Here is a 22,322-nt window from a genome sequence, read left to right on the forward strand (position 1 = left end):
ATTATTTTATCAATGTAATTTTTTGTACATCCATTTTATCACCATTGATGATCTGGACCAAATAAAGGCCAGAACTATAGCCACTCATATCAAGCTGAAGATTGTGATTTCCGGGTGAATGCTGTCCTGCGTGAAGAACAGCTAGCTCCGTCCCAGTAATGGAGTACAAGGCAATTTTGGTCTGCATTTGTTCAGGGATACCATACTGTATGGTTGTAGTAGGGTTAAAGGGGTTGGGAAAAGCACTGGAAATCCTTAACTCTGTTGGAAGTCCTGAAGCAATGTCTTCGGTGCTAGATGCCGTCATGATTTCAACCCATTCAGATTCTCCCACAGGGTTTTCCGCCCGTAGACGGTATTCCCATTCCACACCATTTGCAAGATAGATGTCGGTATCTACATACTCGCTTTGGCTGGAGTCAGGATAGGCTAAGGTGGACCAGTTGCTTGTAGAGTCCGCATTTGTCATACGTCGTTGCAGGTGATAGGTATATTCATTGTTAGTGGGTTCATCATCCCAGAAGAGTTCGATTCTTTCTCCATCCTCATCATTCAGTACCTGAGAACTCAAATTATAAGGTGCTGTTGGTGGAATAAATTTTACGATAAAGGGTGTCAGAAATCCACTGGGACCGATTGCAGAGCCAACCACGACCTGACCATCATCAGAAATCCCATTGGCCTGGTAAAAGTACCAATCTTCGATTTCATCCTCAAGGCCCAGAGATTCAAGACTGTCCTTGAGAAATACGATTCCACTCTCAAGTGTATAAATGGTTGCCTCACGTCCAGCTTCCCAGGCGACTGCTGCAGCAAAGCCAACAGCGGTCTGCTGGTCATTAATGTCCATCGTAGTAACTTTGGCAGTTGATGGGTCATGGTCAGGATGGTATCCAATTATCTGGAAGCCATCTTCCTCTGTCCATATAAACATGGCACCCCAGGACCAGCCACTGATGTACTCGCCGTTAGGGCTGACACAATAAGCTTCACCCTCAGCGCTCACATCTGGATTATACGCACCGAGAAAGGTAAATTCATACTCACCTGTCGCATCATCTCTGATCCAGGCATGGGCTGAGCGACTAACAAAATTAACACCGGGGTCACCCTGGGAGGCGAATCCAGCGATGACACTTCCGTCAGCACTGATGTCATTTGGGCGGCTGCTTTGATCCAGTCCATAGTCCTCAAGAAATTCGCCATCTGGGTCTTCGGGTGTCCAGATGAACGCTGTGGTCCTATAATTTTCCTCATGCCAGTACATCCCTGCAATAATCATCGTGTCTGCAGCAATAGCCCAGGCTCCCTGGTAATGCAAAATGTCAAATGGTTGCGTCCCTTGAATAGGACCAATCATCACCCAGTCCTCACCATCCCAGTAGCAGGCTGCCTCTACGTCAGTAATGGTATCCCCCATCATCATAGGAAATGCCATTTCACCTGCGACATAGCCGTTTCGATCCATCCCGCGGATTGAATAGCCACCGATATGTTCAACGCCTTCATCCTCGGTCCAGATAAAGCCACCACCCCAATAATAGCGTCCTGCAACCATTGATCCATCAGCATTTGGGTGAAATAGGCTACCACCGTAGCCATCTATCAGACCATCAACAGTTGTGAATGTTACAATTTCCGGGTCATTTGCCTGCAACAATGAGCTCATCGTCAAAAGCAGAACAAGAGTTTTTATTTTTTTCAAATTTTCCATTCCTACGTACTATTTAATAAGGGTAAGTTTTTGAACATCCGTCATATCACCACTGATAATCCGGACCAGATAAACACCTGAACTGTAGCCACTCAAATCAAGCTGAAGATTATGATTCCCGGCTGTTAGCTGTCCTTCGTGAAGGACAGCTAGCTCTGTCCCAGTAATGGAGTATAGGGCAATTTTGGTCTGCATTAGTTTAGGAATGTCATATTGGATGGTAGTGGTTGGATTGAAAGGGTTGGGATAAGCTCCGGTAATGCTAAACTCCGGTGGAAGTCCCGTAGCAATTTCATCCGTGCTTGATGCAGTCATGATTTCTACCCAGTCAGACTCACCGACGGGATTCTCCGCTCTGAGACGGTATTCCCATTCAACACCATTGGCAAAATAGACTTCTGTGTCAGTATACATGTTTTCGGATGAATCAGGATGTGCCAAAGTGGTCCAGTCGCTGGTTGAGTCTGCAATAATTGCTCTACGTTGAAGGTGATAGTTGAACTCATTATTGCTCGGATCATCAAACCAATTCAATTCGATTCTAAGACCATCCGCATCATTATAAAGCTCTGAGGCTAAATCTGTTGGAGCTGAGGGAGGTATAAACTCGAGAATGAAAGGTTGCATGATTCCAGCCAGACCTAATGCACTTCCAACAATAAAACGACCATCAGGAGTGATTGAACTGGCTTGGAGTAATTCCCAGTCTTCAAAATCATCCTCAAGACCAAGACTCTCTAGGCTATCCTTTAAAAAGATGATTCCACTTTCCTCGGTCCAAATAATAGCAGTACGTCCCCATTCACTATGTATGGGTCGTGCAAAACCAACAATGGTTGTATCAGAGGAAGCTGCCATTCCGGTAGCGCTGGCCCGGGTTGGATCATGTCCGGGTGCGATTCCAAGGTTTACCATCCCATCACTGGAAGTCCAGACAAACATTTTTCTGGGACCAGATCGGCCTACTATAATCTTTCCGTTTTCACTGCAGCCATAAGCCTCACCACCCCACCATCCTTCATCCATACCGAGTGCACCTAGAAATGTTAATTCATATTCTTGCGTCAACTCATTACGAAACCATGCATGAGCCACCCGACCGACCTGGATATTTCCAGAATCAACCTGTGCCCAACCGACAATGACGCTTCCATCAGCACTCATGTCATTGGGACGACTACTGGCCATATAGCCGTTGTCTGGAAGTAGTTCACCATCTGGATCGTCTGGAGTCCAGACAAAGGCAGTGGTTCTAGAATTATCATGCCAGTACATCCCGGCAATGATCATTGTGTCTGCTGCAATGGCCCAGGCGCTTTGATAAAAATTCGGATCATCAGGGAGTGTTCCGGCAATAGGACCAATCATAATCCATTCTTCACCATTATGATAGCTGGCGGCATTCACTTCAATCAACGTATCACCAAGGAGCATAGGGAAGTAATTGCTACCGATTAACGTTCCGTCATTTGCCATGTCGCGAATTGCTGAGCTGACAACAGGATCAAGCCCAGCCTCATCAGACCAACGGAAACCACCACCAAAATAATTGGTACCCCCGAAAAGACTGCCGTCTTCACTTACCCAATTCATTTGTCCACCCCAGGGGTCAAGGAGGTCGCCAACTATGGTGAATTTTACAATTTCTGGATCCTCAGCCTGTAAAAAAGAGCAGGCAGCCATAAGCAGAACTACAAATGAAGAGCGTATCATTAGTGATATGAGACCCTTTTTATTTGATGAGTGTCAGTTTTTGAACATCCATGTTATCTCCACTGATAATCCGGACCAGATATACCCCTGAACTGTAGCCGCTCAGATCAAGCTGAAGATTGTGAACACCTGGTTCCTCCAATTTGTCACTGAGAACAGCTAACTGACTTCCCGTAACTGAGTAGAGAACCACCTGGGTATTCATTCGTTCAGGAATTGAATAGTTGATGGTCGTACTGGGATTAAAGGGATTGGGATAAGCACCAATAATGCTGAATTCTGAGGGTAACTCCTTAAGGTCTTCATCAATATTTGAAGCTGTCATGATTTCCAGCCACTCAGATTCACCAACGGGATTCTCAGCTCTCAACCGATATTCCCATTCCACACCGTTGGAGATGTAGATCTCGCCATCACGATAGGTGGTGTGACTGGAGTCTGGGAAGGCCAAGGTAGTCCACTCACTTGTGGAATCCTGAATGGTCACACGACGTTGGAGGTGATAATTAAACTCATTGTTGTTGGGATATTCAGTCCAGCTGAGGTCGATCCAGGTACCATCTGCGTCATTGTATATTTCTGAGATTAAATCCAGGGGCGCTTCTGGATAGATGAATTCAATCATGTAAGGTGTTAAGATGCCACTGAGTCCAGCACCGGACCCTACAATAACTCGTCCATCATCGGATATATCATTTGCCTGAAACAATGCCCAATCTTCAAGAAAATCATCATCATCAACCAATACCTGCAGGCTGTCTTTAAGAAATGATATTCCGTTCTCCGGGGTGTAGATAATCGCTGAACGAGTCCAGATCCAGGTCTGGTTCTGGGCGAATCCCACCGCTGTACCATTATCGATGATCTCCATGGGAATCACACCGGCGGTTTCTGGATTGTGACCTGGTGCAAAACCAAGGTCCTGCATACCTGTTTCTTCAGACCAGACAAACATGGAGTTGGGGGACCAACCACAGACAAGTTCACCATTGGGGCTTACCCCGTATGCTTCACCAGCAACCCAACCACCTTGATCACCGTTGAACCCAAGGAAGTTCAAATCATACTCACCCGTTTCCTCATTGAGAACCCAGGCATGGGCAGAACGATCAGTATACTGTCCATCAACCTCGATTGAAGCCCATCCAACAATGACACTTCCATCGGCACTCATGTCATTGGGTCGACTACTCAAATCCAGACCGTTGTCTGGAAGTAATTCACCATCGGGATCTTCTGGGGTCCAGACGAAGGCAGTGGTTCTGTAGTTCTCATGCCAGTACATACCAGCAATGATCATGGTATCAGCTGCGATAGACCAGGCTCCCTGGTACATGTATGGATCAAAAGGCTGGGTACCCTGAATGGGTCCTATCATAATCCACTCATCACCATCATAGTATGCAGCCGCTTCAACGTCTGTCAATGTGTCGCCCATGATCATGGGGAAGGATGTTTCACCGACCAGGACACCATTGTTGTCCATGCCCCGGATGGCATATCCTCCGGCGTGGTTGAGACCTCCATCCTCAGTCCAGGTGAACCCCCCTCCGAAATAGTAGCCGCCGGCGTGTTGGGACCCATCACTGTTTGTCCACCAGAAACCACCACCATATGGGTCAGGGAAGTTCTCTACAACAGAAAATCTTACAATTTCTGGATCTTCAGCAAACAGGGCTGAGACCACAACGGCAAAAAGCAAAACCATTTTTTTCAATAACATTTTTCTAATAGCCTTATACTTATTTAATGAGGGTAAGTTTTTGAACATCCATCTTATCACCACTGATAATCCGGACGAGATAGACACCAGAGCTGTACTCGCCCATATCGAGCTCAAGATTGTGATTTCCAGCTGTTAGCTGTCCTTCGCGTAGGACAGCTAGCTCAGTCCCAGTAATAGAGTACAGAGCAATTTTAATCTGCATCTGTTGTGGGACCTCATAGTTGATCGTCGTGCTGGGATTAAAAGGATTGGGATAGGCTCCGGTAATACTGAACTCGGTTGGAAGACCAGATACCATTCTGTCTGTACTGGACGCTGTCATTATCTCCAGCCATTCTGATTCCCCTACAGGGTTTTCAGCTCGTAAGCGATATTCCCACTCCACGCCATTGGCAAAGTAGACTTCGGTGTCCGTGTACATATTGTCTGCTGAATCAGGATGAGCCAGTGTTGCCCATTCGCTTGTGGAATCGGCAATGATGACTCTACGCTGGAGATGATAGGAAAACTCATTATTTGAGGGATCGTCAGTCCAGCTTAGAAAGATTCGGGGACCCAGATCATCATTGTATAATTCTGACATCAAATCTGTGGGCGCAGAAGGGGGGATGAACTCCAATACAAATGGGGTCAATATCCCATCTAACCCTGCACAAGAACCTACAATGAAGCGTCCATCATCTGAAATTCCATTGGCCTGGAAAAAGCCCCAATCTTCAAAATCATCCTCCAGCCCAAGGCTCTCCAAACTGTCTTTCAGAGTAATGATTCCACTTTCTGGAGTATAAATGATTGCTTCGCGGGTCCAGACCCAGGTTTGGGGTTGGGCGAAACCAACTGCAGTGCCATTGTCAATAATATCCATGGGGATAACACCAGCGGTTTCTGGATTATGTCCGGGCAAGTAGCCAAGATCTTGCATTCCGGTCTCCTCAGACCAGATAAACATGGCACTGGGTGACCAACCACACACCAGCTCTCCATTAGGGCTAACCCCGTACGCTTCTCCACCAACCCAGGGCTCATGGCCACCCAAAGCACCAAGGAAGGCCAGATCATATTGGCCAGTCAGGTCATTGAGAAACCAGGCATGGGCTGCCCGATCAGTATATTGCCCATCCTCGTCCACAGCTGCCCAGCCAACAATGACGCTGCCATCAGAATTCATATCGTTGGGTCGGCTACTCAGAAGTAAACCATTGTCAGGGAGTAGTTCACCGTCAGGATCTTCAGGTGTCCAGACAAACGCAGTGGTCCTAAAATTTTCATGCCAGTACATGCCGGCAATAATCATCGTATCGGCAGCAATCGCCCATGCGCCCTGATAGTGATAGGGGTCAAAGGGTTGGGTTCCCTGAATGGGACCCATCATGACCCACTCTTCACCATCAAAATAGGCTGCGGCTTCTACGTCAGTAAGGGTATCACCCATGATCATTGGAAAATAGGTTTCACCAACGATGAGACCATTGTTGTCCATCCCACGAATATAGTGACCACCAATATTTTCTATCCCATCTGCTTCAGTCCAGGTAAAGCCGCCACCAAAGTAGTTACTTCCTCCAAAGATGGTCCCATCGCTATTGGACCACATCATGCTCCCACCCCATTGATCCAGGAGCCCGCCTACGGTAGTAAATTTGACTATCTCTGGGTCTGCAATTGCAGTCGACAGTATCACCAGCAGGTTTAGGATAATTAGTTTCAATGACTTTGATTTCATTTTAGGCATCCTTTATTGCTAAATAAGAACCTTAATATCAACACTCCGCGAAATTAAATACCCGATTAGTCGCTTTGCAAGTGTTAGTTACCCCCCGGGGGGGGCTAAAGAAAACATTTATTGAAAATATTATTCATTCTGGACTAGAGCTGATATTTGGAAATAGGATGAATGTTTACAGTAGCAGGTGAATTACAAATTATCGTTATATTATTATTATTATAGTATTTATGGTTGAAATGTTTCATTAACAAATCAATTAAATCGTGTGAATAATGAACAGAATGGGAGATAAAATAAATTTTATAATTTTAAAAAAAATAGTTGTAGTCCCCCCTCGGGGGGAATATAATTTGCGGTAATTTATTTTAAATGATTTACCCGTAATTCTTACGGCAAGAGAAAAAGGAGAGTGTTTATGAGAAAAAAGCAACCATGGTTAGTGATCGTATTCTTATTGATTGCCTCTGTGAGTCTTCAGGCTCAGTTGGTTGAAGCAATTGATATTTCTGATATGATCTACGTACCGGATGATGGACAGTATGGTCCCTGGGAGATGGACGCAGCCGGGACATACATACTTGGTAATAAAATGCAGGGTGACGAATACAATCTGAAAAAAGTTGTCCGGCATCAAACTTCCCACTTTGTGAACGGTGACAATTACTGGCCTGGATCATGGGGAAGTACAAACTGGCAGGGCAGCGGTGGTCAGGTAAGCGAAGCAAATGCAATTGCAAGTAACGGTAGTGTCGTAGGTAGTTTTACCTGGGATTATTTTGAGTACGATGCTGATGGAGACACCATACCAGATACACTCTTCAATGCCACTATTGCTTCCATCGCAGATGCTGCTACATGGGGAGAATGGAAACCCCTGGGCGGAATCCTTGATGACTCTTTAGCCTATGGCAGTATGAATTTCAGCAAGGCCAAACTCATTAGTGATAACGGGAACGTTATTTTTGGAACTATGGCTTATGCAGATACCAACGATTGGGGAAATGATACAAATTTTGATGTACCCTTTGTTTATCACCTGGACAGTATGCGTCTTGATATGGATTTGCCAGGACTGGAAAGCGGTTCTAATATTGTCGGACTGAGTGGTGATGGATCTATTCTTGTTGGTAGTAGCAAAATTGGTTGGACAAGCTATCCTTTTATCTGGACTCAGAATGAAGCAGGTACCTATGACACGACGCGTCTCGACTCCCCAATTGTCGACATGAGCCAGACTAGAATTAGTGCCAATGGGGAATACATTACTGGTGCTGGACAGTTCACTTTTAATGGTCAACCTACCTATATGATGACCAATGTTGACGGTGTGATTACAACCACTCAAATGGCTGGTCTACCAGGAATGCTTGGAGGCGCCGGTGCAAGATCTGTTGCCAACGATGGTACTGCCTTTGGTCTTTTCCAGGAAGCCGGTGGTCCTTGGGGTGGTCCCATGCATGCCTGGATGTGGCACGCAGAAGGTGGCGCAAAAAGTGTTGGTTATGCAATGGAAGCACTGGGTCTTGAAGCTCCAGAGCCAGGAACCGGACCTTTTAACCTGGTTCAGGTTTTAGCTGCAGATACAACAGGTAAAAAACTATTTTTGAACTGGCAGAATGATTTCTGGGAAGCCCGTTATCACTGGGTTGTTCTCCCTGATGTTGCTCCTCCAGTACATCTTGAGATCGGTTACGATAATGACAATCATGTCATTCCAGCCACACTTGAGCTCGAGTGGGAAAATGTGATGCCACACGCCTACACATATCGCCTGGATGTGAGTTATATGCCTTATGGTGGTACCTGGGGTGAGTGGACAGAACTGGCTAACAACTATGCTGATGATGATTATGATCATGACATCACTGAAGGTGGCTACTATAAATATCGTGTTGTCTCCCTCTATGGCGCTGACGAATCCATTGAAACAGTTTCAATGCCTTATGAAGTACGTCGTCTCATGGACGAACCTGCTATCATCGCCGTATCAGACGTTCCTGAAGATCAGGGTGGCAAAGTTGTCGTAAACTTTGCAGCCTCTGGTTTTGATATTCTGGGTGACATGACCAATGAACTCTACACTGTTGAAACCTTGATTGGTGAAGAGTGGGTAGCTGTTGGTAACACTGCGGCTTATGGTTCAAACGAGTATAATGTACTGATTAACACACTTCATAACTCAACCGATGATGGTGCAACTAACTCACAGGATTATCGTGTCATTGCTGCCCTTGGCGAAGATGTCTTTATCAGTGAAGTAGCTTCTGGTTACTCCACAGACGATATTGCACCTCCAGTACCAAATGGTGTGGCCCAGGCAATTGTGGGTAATGATGTGGTTATCAGCTGGGATCCTGTAAATATCAATGATCTTGGCTATTATGTCATTTATCGCGGAACCAATAGCGAAATGACAGATGGTGTAGAAATTGGCCAGAGTGCTTCAACTGAATATGTTGATGCCAGTATTGATCATTCTGTACCAGGAACCTACTACTACTCAGTAGCCGGTCTTGATATCCATGAGAATCTTGGAGATGCAAGTGATGCTGTCATGGCAACCATTGTGAACATTGACAATGCAGCACTTCCAGAATCATTCGCCATGGATCAAAACTATCCCAATCCTTTCAACCCAAGTACACAGATTAACTTCAGTCTGCCAGAAGCCTCAGAAATGACACTGACGGTTTATGACTTGAGTGGTCGTCAAATCGTACGTCTCGTTGAATCATCCATGTCTGCCGGGTACCATCAGGTGGTCTGGAATGGATTGAATACTCAGGGCGAATCAGTTTCCACCGGTATGTATATCTATCGCATGCAGGCTGGTAACTTCTCTGAAACAAGGAAAATGACTTACCTCCGTTAAGTCTCAAAATGTGAAGGTCCTCGCCTGGAATTAATAAGACGCCACATCTTCCTCCAGTGTTGAGATAAGACCGTTTGAGGGGGGCTTAGTTGCCCCCCTCATTTTAACAAAACCCATCAGGAAAGTAAGCATGACCCAGATTGATATCAGAGACATCATGGACTTGGGAATCTCGGAACGGGAAGCCAAGCTCTATATCGTCATGCTTGAATATAGCGAAGTCAATGCCAACGATTTACATCGCCTCACAGGTGTTCAGAGATCCAAAATGTATTCCATACTCAGCAGAATGGTGGTTCACGGCCTGTGTACTGAACGCATTGAAGGGCGTAACAGGTTTTTTACTGCGCTGAGTCCCAAAACTGTAAAAGACACCCTCATCCGTGAATGGGACGCGGCACATTCAGTAAAGCTTGAAAAAGCAGACTCCCTATTCGAAAAATTATCAGAAACCTTTAATTCAACAGCCGTTGGGCCAGCCCTGAATGCAGTTGAGTTAATCAGAAACGCCGCCAATATTCACAACAGGTATTTACAGCTGGTCAATGAGAGTAAATCCGAAATTCTCGGGTATATGAGACCACCCATTGCGGCCACAACCAAACGCTCACATGACCTTCAAAAAGAAGTTCAAATCAAAGCCCTTTCGCGGGGGGTCGTGCAGCGCGGTATTTTCAGCTTAAAGCATTTAACTGGCCTCAAATTCGAATGGGAAACTCTCGGTGAAAACGATAAAATGAGAGTGGTAGAGAGTCTTCCAGTAAAAATGTTTCTCTTTGATCGACGGATATCGTATATCGGTCTACCTACTGCAGCGGAGAATAATAATTCCAGTTTTTTCATGCTCTATATCGATGATCCAGGTTTTACCAAAGTACTGGTAGAAAGTTTTGAAGAGGTCTGGGAACGGGCTGTGCCTATTGAACATTTTAAGGGTGCCGAAATTAATTCTATCGCCATGGAACATCAATTAAGTCCCAATAGCTAAATTTCAATCCCAGATTCTAGCTACGCACCCGTTTCTCAAGCGGGTTGTTAAATACTCACAAATCTCAAACTCCATCTCCGTCATTGAATACTCCTGAGAATTAATTATTCTATAGCCGAAATTGTGATCAGCAAAAGTAAGGGATGTAATTGTGGCAACAAGCGAGACTAATTTGCGGGAATTGACTGATCTGGGTATCTCTGAGAGAGAAGCAAAGCTCTATTTAGTTATGCTGGAATACGGTGAGGTAACGGCCAATGAAATGCATCGCCTTACAGGCGTTCAAAGATCAAAAATTTATTCAATTCTAAGTCGCATGGTTGTACACGGTCTGTGTAATGAAAGGATGGAGGGGCGTAACCGGTTCTTCACCGCCCTGAATCCTAAAGATGTTAAAGCAACCCTGCAGAGGGAGTGGGATTCAGAGCATTTAAATCGCGTTGAAAAAGCCAATGGAATTTTTGATAGACTTGAGGATAAATTTATAGCCGGCGGGGCAGGTCCATCGCTGAATTCTGTGGAGATTATCAGGAATGCAGCCAACATCCATAACAGATATTTACAGTTGATGAATGAGGTCCAGGAGGAAGTTCTTGCATATGTGCGACCTCCCATTGCTGCAACCACCAAAGCTACCCGGAAAGTCCAATTCGAAGCCCAACAGGCAGCCCTTGATCGAGGGGTAACGCTTCGATCTATATTCAGTCTAGAACACCTTGGAGGCATCAATCAGGAATGGGAAAAACTCAGCGAAAATGACCTGATGCGCGTCACAGACAGTCTACCCATAAAACTGTTTATTTTCGATGGCAAGCGAGTTCTGGCTGGTCTACCATCCAACTCAATCAACGCAGCTAATTTCTTTATGCTCTATGTGGAGGATGAGGGCTTTTGTCAGGTTCTGGTGGAAGCCTTTGAAGAAGTCTGGAAAAAAGCAATCCGCGTGGAAGTTTTAAGTGGCAATAATCTTGAAGGCAACGTAAACTCAGCCAATTAATCAAAGCAATTAGATAAAAAAAACGGGCTCCTATAATGGAGCCCGTTTTTTTAATGATCAATCGTAGGAATAGAGTTACTTGAGTAACACCATCTTGATAGACTGACTATGAGATACGGCTTCCAGGCGAGCGACATAAACGCCAGCAGGAGTTTGTTCTCCACCATTATTAAGCCCATTCCAGACGACTTCGTTCCAGCCAGCAGGAACATTGGCCATTTCCAGTGATTTTACCAGACGACCCGTGATGTCAAAGATTTTCAAATGCGTCGTAGCCATTTCAGGTAGGGCAAAACGGATTGATGTGCTTGGATTGAAGGGGTTGGGAAAATTCTGGGCTACTGTGAATTCAATAGGTAGAGCTGCTTTCTCATCTATTGATACCACACCTGGGACCAGGAACTCTATATGGTCAACGAAAAATCCCATCATTTCATTTTCCGCATCAGACACAAAATGAAATCTAAACCACAGTTTCTCCGTTTCACCGCCACAATATTCAGTAAGGTCAATCTCATGACGACTCCAGCTGATAGCTGTTCCTGTGTGGGAATTCAACGTGGTCCAATTTTCTTGATCAGTGCTCACCTCAAAGGTTCCCACGTCTACACCATCCTCCAATTGATAAAGGGTTCTGTACTTTATTGCCAGACTTTCCATTATTCCTACTTCGATGCCAGGAAGGTAAGTGAGAGAATTATCCATGTTGGGAAGATAAGGAGTCACGCCGCCACTACAGTGCATGGATTGACCATCTTGATATCCTGACGACTCAGAGAAATCCCAACTATCATAATCCCATAAGTTCGGCCGATAGTAATGCCAGAATCGATCAACAACCGTTTCAACATCAAAATTTTCATGAATACTGTTGTTGAAGGCATTCACATCTTCCTCAAAATTAATAACGTCTATACTTAAAACCAGATCACCCTCGACGTTAACAAAGTATGGATCGAAGGTGAATTCCCGGAAATTACCACTCGCTAAAACAGCAACCGCAATTGAGTCAGACCAAACTGCTTCCTCCTCAAAGGTCAATACTGCTTGAATTAAAAAGTCCCAGGCATCTTCACTTCCATAATTGTCTAGAATGATGGATAAGGTATCATGGCTGGCCACTCGATATGAACCATAAAATGAATCACCAGAGATGGTATAATTTCTGATCCCAAGATCGTAGGTGGGGGGTGTGACCAGCAACTCGCTTTTAAGCGTGGCAATTGGAATGAGGTCAGCAGTCGTAAACACGAGATCCGCAGAGTATCCTCCCAGTGTGAGACCTGAAGTTTCCATGGTGTACGGTACCTCAATCGATTGGCCGGCTGCAATGGTCAATTCGTCATCGTCAAAGTCAAACCAGGTGGAGAATGTTTCATAATAGTTTATGGCATTATGACGAATCCTGAAGTCTTCACGACCATTATTTTCCCAGATTGTACCATGGTCGTCCGATACATTTAAGTCATCCATGAAGAATCCAGTTGCTCCTTGATTTGGATCAGAAGAAAGCATAATCCTCAATGTGGTAAATTCAGACCGATATTCAGATAGATCGAACTGGACAGGCTCATAACCGCCATTATTGCCAGCCCAACCAGGAATTGAGTCAACATCAAACCACAGCTCAAAACTGTAAACACTTTCGCAATTGTAGGCTGGAAAATCTGGATAGATCGGTTCATAATTGAGACCACCGTCTGTGGAAACCCACACATTGGCAGCGTCCCATCCGTCCCATGGTGGGCTTTGTGAGGGTTCTTCGATATCCCAATTTGCCATAAATGAAAATGTTGGATTGGTTGATTCCCTTAAATCAAACACAGGTATTTCAAAAATCTGGCAATCATAATTTCCATACATATGCATGTAGTCATCACCACAGTACCAGGATTCTCCATCATAGGCATTGTAGTCGGTAGGGTGCCATGCTGAGGGACGGGAGAATGGATCGAGTGCTTTGACCGTAAAGTCAATATCTTCCAAGCCACCATTGGTAACTGTTAGGTAGCCTGCACCATCCTGTCCAAATTCAAGTTCAGCGCTGACACTTTCTTCAACAACCTGGATACTATTAATGGTAATGGAAAAGGGCAAAGATGCACCGGTAGAGATGCTGCCCTGTGAGGGATTAATCAGGAGTGTAAGTTCAGCTATCTGAGAAGAGGTTTCTGCTCCGATGACAACCTGAAATCCGTCAACCAGTGTATGTGCATCAGCAACCAATTCTGCTGTGATAAAGGAGGGAGATATCTGAATGGTCGGGTCTGTTGAAATCAGAGCTATGCTCGCCGCAGGATCATCTGCAAAGATGGCATAGTTGCGTATGTTGAAACTCAGGGTCGTCGTATCACCAGGAAGAATTTCTTCATCTAAGAATGTTGGATTAGTAGAATATACTTCATGTAGCGCCAGACGCATTTCATTGGGGAGGGAAGGGTTAACATCACTTAATGCTCTGTAGGCATTGACTCGACCATGACCCATGAAATTAGCATAGGAGGGGTTCAAATCGTCAATTCCATCTGCACTGGCAAGATACTGATACAATAACTCAGCATTTGACCATCCAGGTTGGTAGGATTTTAATAAAGCCAGGGCACCTGCAGCCAGTGGACCAGCCATGGATGTCCCTGATAAATGAGTATAGCTATCATCTCCAGGATAGGTGCTGAGCAGCCCACCAAAAGAACCTCCGGGAGAACTAATATCCACTCCAGCACCAAAATTGGAATAGCTGGTTTTGTAGTCAAAATCATCGACTGCAGCGACACTCACCACACCGGGATAATCGCTGGGGTAGTGGGGGTAATTCCCACCGCTATTTCCGGCTGAGGCGATGATAATTGATCCTAAACCAAGGGCATACTCGATAACTTCTTGCCCAGCTACTGTATAGGAATTCCCTCCCCAGCTATTATTGATGATATCTACCCCATTCTCAGCATGATAAATAATTCCCTGAAAAGCGTTATAGACATGCCCTCCATCATTTTCAAAGCCATGGCTGGTTGCCATTATTTTGACATTCCAGGCGATGGATGCTATGCCTGATCCGTTATTGGTGACACCAGCAGCGAGTCCTGCAACGTGGGTTCCGTGATAGTTACCAAGTGCATCTGCCGGATCATTATTTTCATTCCCCTCACTATCAGCATAGATATTCCAGCCAATAAAATCGTCGACATAACCGTTTGAATCATCATCGATACCATTTTCATCACCTGGATCGAATACCCACTCACCCTCGATAAACTCGATGGTGTGGCCATCCCCATCTGCATCTTCACCCAGGTTGTTATAGACATTGTCAACAAGATCGACGTGATCCCAATCCATACCACTATCTACAATTCCAATAACCACTTCAGTTGTCCCGTCTTCGCCCTTGTGGATATCCCAGGCTTCTTCGGCTCCAATTTGGGGCAGGTGTGCCAGATGTGAGTAAAGCGTATCATTGGGTATAGCTTCAAAATAATATCGTGCAACTCCTTCAGCGTATTCCACTCCAGGGGTTTTTTTCAGGTCGGCAATCAGCTGGTTAAGATTGGTTTCGTCACTGGTTTCAAGGAGGTAAATTCTGGTCAGGTCTGGAAGGTCCGATCGCATGAGTTTGGGGTTTTGAGCAAACTGTTGTTTAATGTTTTGGACTGAATGGATTTCAAAAAGATTATCCAACGGCCTCATCCCGGTACGGGACATTGAGCGACCATGGTCAAGCCCGGAAATATTTTTTGTTAGCTTAACCATGACCTGTTTCTCTTCCCAGAGTGGTCGTCCCTGATCATCCAGGGCACCAAGTGGTTGTGAAGAAATACTGGCAAAACAAAGCGTGAAAAATAGGGGAATGCTCAAGAGGATGTGAGTGGTTCTCATGTGTTACTCCAAACTTATAGACGCCACATCCATATGTTCGTCTGCATTGAGACTTACCCATGAACATAGACGGCAGAGGAAGCTAAATCAAGCTTTTTGAATCACAATTTATTACAGGTATATAACAAATTGTATTATTAACAGTTTAGCTGTGGGAGAAATCAGTATTATTTGGACTGAATTTTAGTAGAAATTACTTGAGATGAATGAGTTTACCTGAGTACATTTTTGTGTTCGTTTCCACTGCGATGATTAACAACTGATTCGCCAGGTACAGATTGGATGGGATGTTAATTTTTGCGATGCTTCCAGACTCCTGAGTCAAAGGAACCTGGGCGATTTCCCGGCCTTGAATATCATAGAGCCTGGCCATCTCAGGAAGGTTTGAGATAGGATCAGAGAGTACCATTCGAATCTCACCATGTCCACCTGGATTTGGGTAGATCAGGCAATTTTTTGAGTTGCCAGTTTTCAATTTAGTGAATCGGTTTGTTACATCCGGGATACCCCAGCCATATGAATTGTTGGGAGTTGAGGCGTTGTCCCCCTGATTCTGAAAAATGGAAATGACTGAATCTGGTGTGAGATTGGGATGGGCCTGGAGCAACATGGCCGCCAGACCTGCAATTTGTGGTGCTGAAAAGGATGTTCCATTTCCCCGGATATAACCATTTGAACCAGATGCCATATAGACCAGACTACCTTGAGCTACCACATCAGGCTTGATACGTCCATCATAGGTGGGTCCCCGTCCAGAAAAGTATGAGATTTCTTGTTGTGAATTAACTGATCCAACAGACAAGACATGGGGGCTGTCAGAAGGGGGCCAGATGCTGCTGGCTGAAGAACCTTCATTCCCGGCTGAGTTCACCACCAGAATACCCCGTTCTGCTGCAATATTGGTTGCACGCGAACTGATAGTGGTCTGACCATCCAACGCTGAAGCGGGATAGTTTTCATCAGGGTTGTCAAATTGATCAAAATAGTTAAGAGAGGTAGAAATGATATCAACACCCAGTGAGTCTGCCCACTCAAGGGCCGCTACCCAATTGTCCTCCTCTGCCCGCGATTCGCTGTAGAAATCTTCGGTACGAGCCAGCAGATAGGTGGCTTTATAGGCAGGACCGATCAATTCGCCAGGATAATAGCCAGCGATGGCGCTGAGAACATTGATACCGTGTTCATGTCCTGGACCTGAGGCATCCACTTCCTGATCAATGAAATCATATTGCGCCAGAATATCAAGATTGTCAAAAGCAGGGTGCTCAGTGAGGAACCCTGTATCAAACACGCCCACCAGAATGCCAGTCCCATCATAGCCGAGATCGTGGATTTGAGGGATATTCAACATCTCGTTTTGGCTAGAAGAGGCACCATAGGCCAGAGTTGAACCTCGCACAAGTTGATTCCCAGTTGAAATGGGTTCGAGTCCATCCCTTGGGTGCTGAGCCACAGGCGTGATGGAGCGGACAAAGGATAACCTCTCTAACTCTGACAATTGATCAGGGTTGTCGATGATGACACTCACGGCATTGAGAAACCGGGAGGCATGTCTGATTCGATAGCCTGCAGATCGTAATTGGTCTAGGTGAGATTCTGAGACTTCATATTTACCAGAGGGTGTTTCTGATCCACGCAACACCAGGCGTTGCTCTGCACAGGCAGTCAGCTTTACTTCTGATGAGCTGGCCTCGAACTCAAGAAATATCCAATATGGTGTTTCTGATGCGCAGAGCGCGGAGACAACAAAAAGTAGCGAAGTGAGGCGTTTGACAAACATGCGCTAAAACTACAAGAAGAAGACGGCTTATGAACAACACTTTTTTGTTTCTGTGGAAATTCGAAAATCACTAACAATTTTGGTCCTGGTCATTATTCCACGATTCAGGAGTCTTACTGAAGAAGCAATACCTTGTCACCATAATCCGACAATACTGAGTAATAAGCAATATTTACTTAACAATTTGAGCTGTCACACCTAAATTGAAAGTGTCGGTAGAGGCAGTAAAAATAGGCATTTAATGATGAAAATTATGACTGGCATGACCTTTGACATAAATTAAAGAAAAGATGCTAAGATCAATTTTTACCAAAAATAAAACCCCTGAAGGGCGGAGACACTCCATGAAGAACATAATAATTAAATCATTGTTACTTCTTATTATTCCTGGAATTCTTTTTTCAAAGAGTATATCTGAAGCTTCTATGGCGAAACTCTCAGCCGATCTACGGAGCGTTTTTGTAGAGAAAAGCTCAAAAGATATACATATAATGGACACTCCGCTTTCAAGAATCCGGACAGTAAAAGGTCCAACGCAGGAAGTCTTATATCCTGTTACTATTCGAAGCACCGATATTGAAGCGGTTAAAGCAGCAGGTATAAAAACCAACTCAGACTATCCTGGTTTTTCCACGGCCAGAGTAACTCGCGAGCAATTGCTTCAATTGTCTGAATTAGGCGCAGTCACCAGCGTCTTCCAGGGTGATGTCCTCTATCCCCTAAATGATCTGGCAGTAAGTCTCTCTGGGGCTGATCTGGTCCAGGATGGTTATATAAATAGTACGGCCTATGACGGGACAGGTGTCATCATTTTGGTGGTAGATACGGGGATTGACTTTACCCATCTTGATTTTCGTGATCCTGATACCCCAACCACCAGTCGCATCCTATACATTTGGGATCAAAAAGGAACAACTGGTTCAAGTACGCCAGAAGATCGCGATGGAACTAACTTTGCCGGGCTCAATTATGGTATTGAGTATACCAAAACCCAAATTGAAGATGAAATTGACGGAACCCCAGCCGGAGTTGTACTTCAAACTGATAGCAATGGCCATGGAACCGAAATAGCTGGAGCTGCTGCAGGAAATGGGGCTTCACTTTCTACTAAGAAATACATGGGGATGGCACCTAAAGCGGATATTGTAGTGGTCAAAGCTGGTAATGGCAGTTTTGACGATGCTGATATCAAGAATGCTCTGACCTATGCCCAAAAAATTTCTTCTACAGAGGGGAAACCGGTGGTGGTTAATCTCAGCCTGGGTAGCCAGAGTAATGCCCATGATGGTACCAGTACTCTCGATGCTGCCGTCAACACTTTTACTTCTTCAGGAGACGGACGCGTCGCAGTGGCCGCTGCGGGAAATGCTGGGAACGAGGATATTCATGTAACCGGCGATGTTGCAGCATCTGCAACTGGGAATATTACCATTAGTGTCCCATCCAACACAGGAACGAGTGGTGATTCATTCTGGTTAGAACTATGGTGGAATAATGGTGATGACGTTACCGTAACATTAGTCTCTCCAAATAGCTCTACTCAAACGCGGACGGCTGGTCAGGATCCAGGAGGATATGTATACATTGGAACAGACGGTATAGTAGATATGAATAATATCATTGATTCTGATCATACCAATGGAGACAGGATGACAGAGCTTGCCGTTGCTGACTATACCACAACACACGTGGCTGCTGGTACCTGGACATTACAACTAACCAATAACTCTTCCTCCACAATGACTTATCATGCATGGTTGTACTACAGTTCAATGAGCGCCACCATCACAGGCGGAGATCATAATTCTACTATCACGTCTCCAGGCACCGCCAGTTCAGCTATTACCATCGGCGCTTACACAGCAAGATGGCGCTGGAAGTCTACTGGAGGCTATGTAAATTTTGGAAGTCCTGATGAATCTGATGATCATTCCTATTTTAGCAGTTATGGTCCCAACCGGGAAGGCGGGGTCCAAAAACCTGATATTATGACTCCTGGACAGGGGGTCATTACCACGACATCCACTGATTATACCCCGAGCTCGACCTACGAAATCGAAGCAGATAAATATCATCTGGAACAGGGCACTAGTGTTGCCGCAGGCAGTGTAAGTGGAGCAGTCGCTTTGCTTTTGGATTACGACACCTCACTCTCAGCATCTGAGGTGAAAGCTCTCCTGCGGGATAATGCAGACAGTGATTCTTATACAGGATCAGTTCCCAATAACAAATGGGGGTATGGGAAGATAAATATATTTGAAGCGCTTGCAGATACAATTGGTGGCACCACACTGTATCATGAGACTTATGCCCATGATGCTTGGGGTACTTCGGATCTTCATTTAATTGATAACACGGTGAAGGAGGGGGTGAAATTTACTGCAACAAATGCAGGGGAGATAACGGGAGCTTATTTCATGCCTAATCAGACAATCCCGGCTTCTGGCTCCGTCTCTTTCGAGATCTGGACGAATGTCAGTGGGGTGCCAAGTACAAAAGTGGGATCAACGGTGACGATGAATTGTGCTGATATGGCAAAAAATACCTGGAATTATGTTTCATTGACGGATATCGGAGTTGACATTTTAGCCTCTGAGACATTTCATCTTGTTCTGAACAATACATCTGGGGGTATATTCAGTTTGCGGAAAAGCACCAGTAGCATTAGCAATAATTCCTCCAATGACCTTGGTGGCGGCTGGGCTGCCTTAACAGATCGCGACTGGCGCATGCGGGCCATCGTCTCCAATAAGGCAGCAGTTACCACAAGCGATCTTATTGACACCAGCCTGCCGGTTGAGCTTGCTTTTTTCAACGCTTCCACTGTCAAGGGACAAATGGTCCTGAAGTGGGCTACTGAAAGTGAAACTGAGAATTTGGGATTCAAAATTGAGCGTCGCAAAAATGGTAGTGATGACTGGAAATTCATCGCCGATCATACCAAGGATCCAGGTCTTCAGGGACAGGGCAGTACCAGCTCCAGAACGGATTACATCTATTATGACAAAACCGCCAAACCCGGCGTAAAATATGACTATCGGCTCACTGATATTCCTTATACAACAGCCTATATACCAAATTCCATTGTTCTGGAAGATATTGAATTTCGGATAGGAAAGTTTGCCCTTCATAAGAACTATCCCAACCCGTTCAATCCCGCTACCACTATCTCATACGAGCTGGCTGATCATTCAGATGTTGAGATTAAAATATTTGATGTGAATGGCCGAGAGGTTCAGTCATGGAATCATCAGTCCCAGGATTCTGGGTACTATGAAATGGTTTGGGCTGGTGTGAATCAGTCAGGGAGGCCTGTGAGTGCTGGTCTCTATCTACTTACTGTCCAGGCAGGCAGCCAACTTCAGACCAGGAAGCTGTTGCTACTTAAATAAAAAAAGTTTTTGTGTCCCTCGACTCCGCTCGGGATGACGAATACAGTGGCTCCCAAAAAATAAAAACCCCTCATGTCTTCCTGAGGTGTCACACTGAGCTTGTCGAAGTGCTCTCGAAGGACGTGAGGGGTTTTTATATATGCGATTATCCCAGTGGTTTTAGACGTGCCGTGAAATGACGCAACACCTGGGCCTGATATTCAATCTCATAGCCCTTGATATTTTTCCTATCCTCATACAATTCGATAATATTTTCCGCCACATATTGCATCTGACTATTGGTGTATACCCGACGCGGGATCGCCAGGCGCACCAACTCCAGATCGGGATAAAGAGTCTCACCTGATTCAGGGTCATCATGGGCAAACATGAGACTACCGATTTCCACAGCTCGAATACCAGCGTGGGTATAAAGGGAAACAGTGAGAGCAATACCAGGGAACTGAGATTGGGGGATATGAGGTAAAAAGTTCTTCGCATCAAGATAGATAGCATGGCCCCCAGTGGGGCGTAAGATGGGTACACCGGCTTCAATGAGTCTATCACCCAGTTCTTCCACCTGTGAAATTCTATAGGCCAGATAATCCTCCTGGAGGACTTCTTCCAGTCCTCTGGCAATGGCTTCCAGATCACGACCCGCCAGACCTCCATAGGTTGGGAATCCTTCAATCAGGATCAGACGATTGGTGATTTGCTGAGCAAGATCATCGTCATTGGTAGCAAAGAAACCACCCATATTAACCAGGGCATCTTTCTTGGCACTCATGGTACAACCATCGGCATAGGAGAACATCTCATTGGCAATTTCCAGGATGCTCTTATTCTCATAACCAGCTTCTCTGGTCTTAATGAAATAAGCATTCTCCGCAAACCTACAGGCATCGATATAAAAGGGAATATTATGCTTATGGAGTAGTTCAGAGGTCCCCCGGATATTTGCCATGGAGACGGGTTGGCCACCGCCAGAATTATTGGTAATAGTGAGCATGCCAATGGGAATTCTCTCAGGACCGACTTCGTCAATGAGTTTGGCTAGTTTATCTAGATCAATATTGCCCTTGAAATCATCAATGATCTGGGTGTCTTTGGCAATATCAATGACCAGGTCAGTAGCCTTCCCACCATTGTACTCCACATTGGCCCGAGTCGTGTCAAAATGGTTGTTGTTGGGGATAACCAGACCCTCACGATCCTTAAGGATTGTGGAGAAGAGCAGATTCTCAGCCACACGTCCTTGATGGGTTGGAATGACATGTTTGAAACCAAAGATCTTGTTGATCATTGCCTCAAAGTGGAAGTAATTTTTACTACCGGCATAGGATTCGTCACCCTTCATCATACCAGCCCACTGATTGTCACTCATGGCGCTGGTGCCACTATCCGTTAACAAATCGATGTAGATTTTTTCTGCAGGAATATTGAAGACATTATATCCAGCATCCTGTATCACTGCCAGCCGCTCCCAATCCGTGGTCCGGGCAATGGCCTCAACAGTTTTAATTCTAAACGGTTCTGGTGGATACTTCATAATTCATTCC

At 45.2% G+C, this 22,322-nt stretch carries 11 protein-coding genes; 4 read left to right on the forward strand and 7 right to left on the reverse strand.

All coding sequences use genetic code 11. The annotated features are described in order from the left end of the window. Position 1 precedes the first annotated feature (1 nt). Genes ISR87_04340 through ISR87_04355 form a run of 4 tightly spaced genes read right to left on the reverse strand, consistent with a single transcriptional unit; the run spans position 2 to position 6,876 of the window. Complete coding sequence (locus ISR87_04340; protein ID MBL7024664.1) at positions 2 to 1,705, reverse strand: T9SS type A sorting domain-containing protein; 1,704 nt, start codon at positions 1,703 to 1,705, stop codon at positions 2 to 4. Between the two features lie 18 nt (positions 1,706 to 1,723). Beyond that, positions 1,724 to 3,427, reverse strand: a complete 1,704-nt coding sequence (locus tag ISR87_04345) for a T9SS type A sorting domain-containing protein (protein ID MBL7024665.1) — start codon at positions 3,425 to 3,427, stop codon at positions 1,724 to 1,726. Between the two features lie 19 nt (positions 3,428 to 3,446). Then, positions 3,447 to 5,150, reverse strand: coding sequence for a T9SS type A sorting domain-containing protein (locus ISR87_04350; protein MBL7024666.1), 1,704 nt, complete (start codon positions 5,148 to 5,150; stop codon positions 3,447 to 3,449). Positions 5,151 to 5,169: 19 nt separating this feature from the next. Next, positions 5,170 to 6,876 (reverse strand): T9SS type A sorting domain-containing protein, encoded by a 1,707-nt coding sequence (locus ISR87_04355; protein MBL7024667.1) that lies wholly within the window; start codon positions 6,874 to 6,876, stop codon positions 5,170 to 5,172. A 418-nt stretch (positions 6,877 to 7,294) separates the two neighbouring features. On the opposite strand from ISR87_04355, the gene ISR87_04360 reads away from it, so the two are divergent. From ISR87_04360 to ISR87_04370, 3 genes are all read left to right on the forward strand, one after another. Then, positions 7,295 to 9,751, forward strand: a complete 2,457-nt coding sequence (locus ISR87_04360; GenBank protein MBL7024668.1) for a T9SS type A sorting domain-containing protein — start codon at positions 7,295 to 7,297, stop codon at positions 9,749 to 9,751. A 130-nt stretch (positions 9,752 to 9,881) separates the two neighbouring features. Then, positions 9,882 to 10,739: a hypothetical protein gene (locus tag ISR87_04365; GenBank protein MBL7024669.1), complete on the forward strand. Its 858-nt coding sequence runs from the start codon at positions 9,882 to 9,884 to the stop codon at positions 10,737 to 10,739. Positions 10,740 to 10,890: 151 nt separating this feature from the next. Further along, entirely contained in the window at positions 10,891 to 11,736 is an 846-nt protein-coding gene (locus ISR87_04370) for a TrmB family transcriptional regulator (protein ID MBL7024670.1), read from the forward strand. A 75-nt stretch (positions 11,737 to 11,811) separates the two neighbouring features. Here the strand turns inward: ISR87_04370 and ISR87_04375 are convergent, their stop codons facing one another. Both ISR87_04375 and ISR87_04380 read right to left on the reverse strand, forming a co-directional pair. After that, on the reverse strand, positions 11,812 to 15,612 hold the full coding sequence (locus ISR87_04375; protein ID MBL7024671.1) for a S8 family serine peptidase: 3,801 nt from the start codon (positions 15,610 to 15,612) through the stop codon (positions 11,812 to 11,814). 193 nt (positions 15,613 to 15,805) lie between these two features. After that, positions 15,806 to 17,392: a S8 family peptidase gene (locus ISR87_04380; protein MBL7024672.1), complete on the reverse strand. Its 1,587-nt coding sequence runs from the start codon at positions 17,390 to 17,392 to the stop codon at positions 15,806 to 15,808. 344 nt (positions 17,393 to 17,736) lie between these two features. On the opposite strand from ISR87_04380, the gene ISR87_04385 reads away from it, so the two are divergent. Next, complete coding sequence (locus ISR87_04385) at positions 17,737 to 20,784, forward strand: S8 family peptidase (protein ID MBL7024673.1); 3,048 nt, start codon at positions 17,737 to 17,739, stop codon at positions 20,782 to 20,784. 145 nt (positions 20,785 to 20,929) lie between these two features. On the opposite strand, the gene ISR87_04390 is transcribed toward ISR87_04385, so the two are convergent. Next, positions 20,930 to 22,312 carry a tryptophanase gene (locus ISR87_04390; protein ID MBL7024674.1) on the reverse strand — a complete coding sequence of 461 codons (1,383 nt, stop codon included), beginning with the start codon at positions 22,310 to 22,312 and terminating at the stop codon, positions 20,930 to 20,932. Positions 22,313 to 22,322: the final 10 nt, after the last annotated feature.

It is taken from the genome of Candidatus Neomarinimicrobiota bacterium (genome assembly GCA_016784545.1).
In the GTDB taxonomy this organism is placed as follows: domain Bacteria; phylum Fidelibacterota; class UBA8477; order UBA8477; family JABMPR01; genus JABMPR01.

Coding starts and splice junctions, on each gene's coding strand:
- ISR87_04345 (MBL7024665.1), bottom strand. CDS start 3,427: ATGATACGCTCTTCATTTGTAGTTCTGCTTATGGCTGCCTGCTCTTTT.
- ISR87_04350 (MBL7024666.1), bottom strand. CDS start 5,150: ATGTTATTGAAAAAAATGGTTTTGCTTTTTGCCGTTGTGGTCTCAGCC.
- ISR87_04355 (MBL7024667.1), bottom strand. CDS start 6,876: ATGAAATCAAAGTCATTGAAACTAATTATCCTAAACCTGCTGGTGATA.
- ISR87_04360 (MBL7024668.1), top strand. CDS start 7,295: ATGAGAAAAAAGCAACCATGGTTAGTGATCGTATTCTTATTGATTGCC.
- ISR87_04365 (MBL7024669.1), top strand. CDS start 9,882: ATGACCCAGATTGATATCAGAGACATCATGGACTTGGGAATCTCGGAA.
- ISR87_04375 (MBL7024671.1), bottom strand. CDS start 15,612: ATGAGAACCACTCACATCCTCTTGAGCATTCCCCTATTTTTCACGCTT.
- ISR87_04380 (MBL7024672.1), bottom strand. CDS start 17,392: ATGTTTGTCAAACGCCTCACTTCGCTACTTTTTGTTGTCTCCGCGCTC.
- ISR87_04385 (MBL7024673.1), top strand. CDS start 17,737: ATGAAGAACATAATAATTAAATCATTGTTACTTCTTATTATTCCTGGA.
- ISR87_04390 (MBL7024674.1), bottom strand. CDS start 22,312: ATGAAGTATCCACCAGAACCGTTTAGAATTAAAACTGTTGAGGCCATT.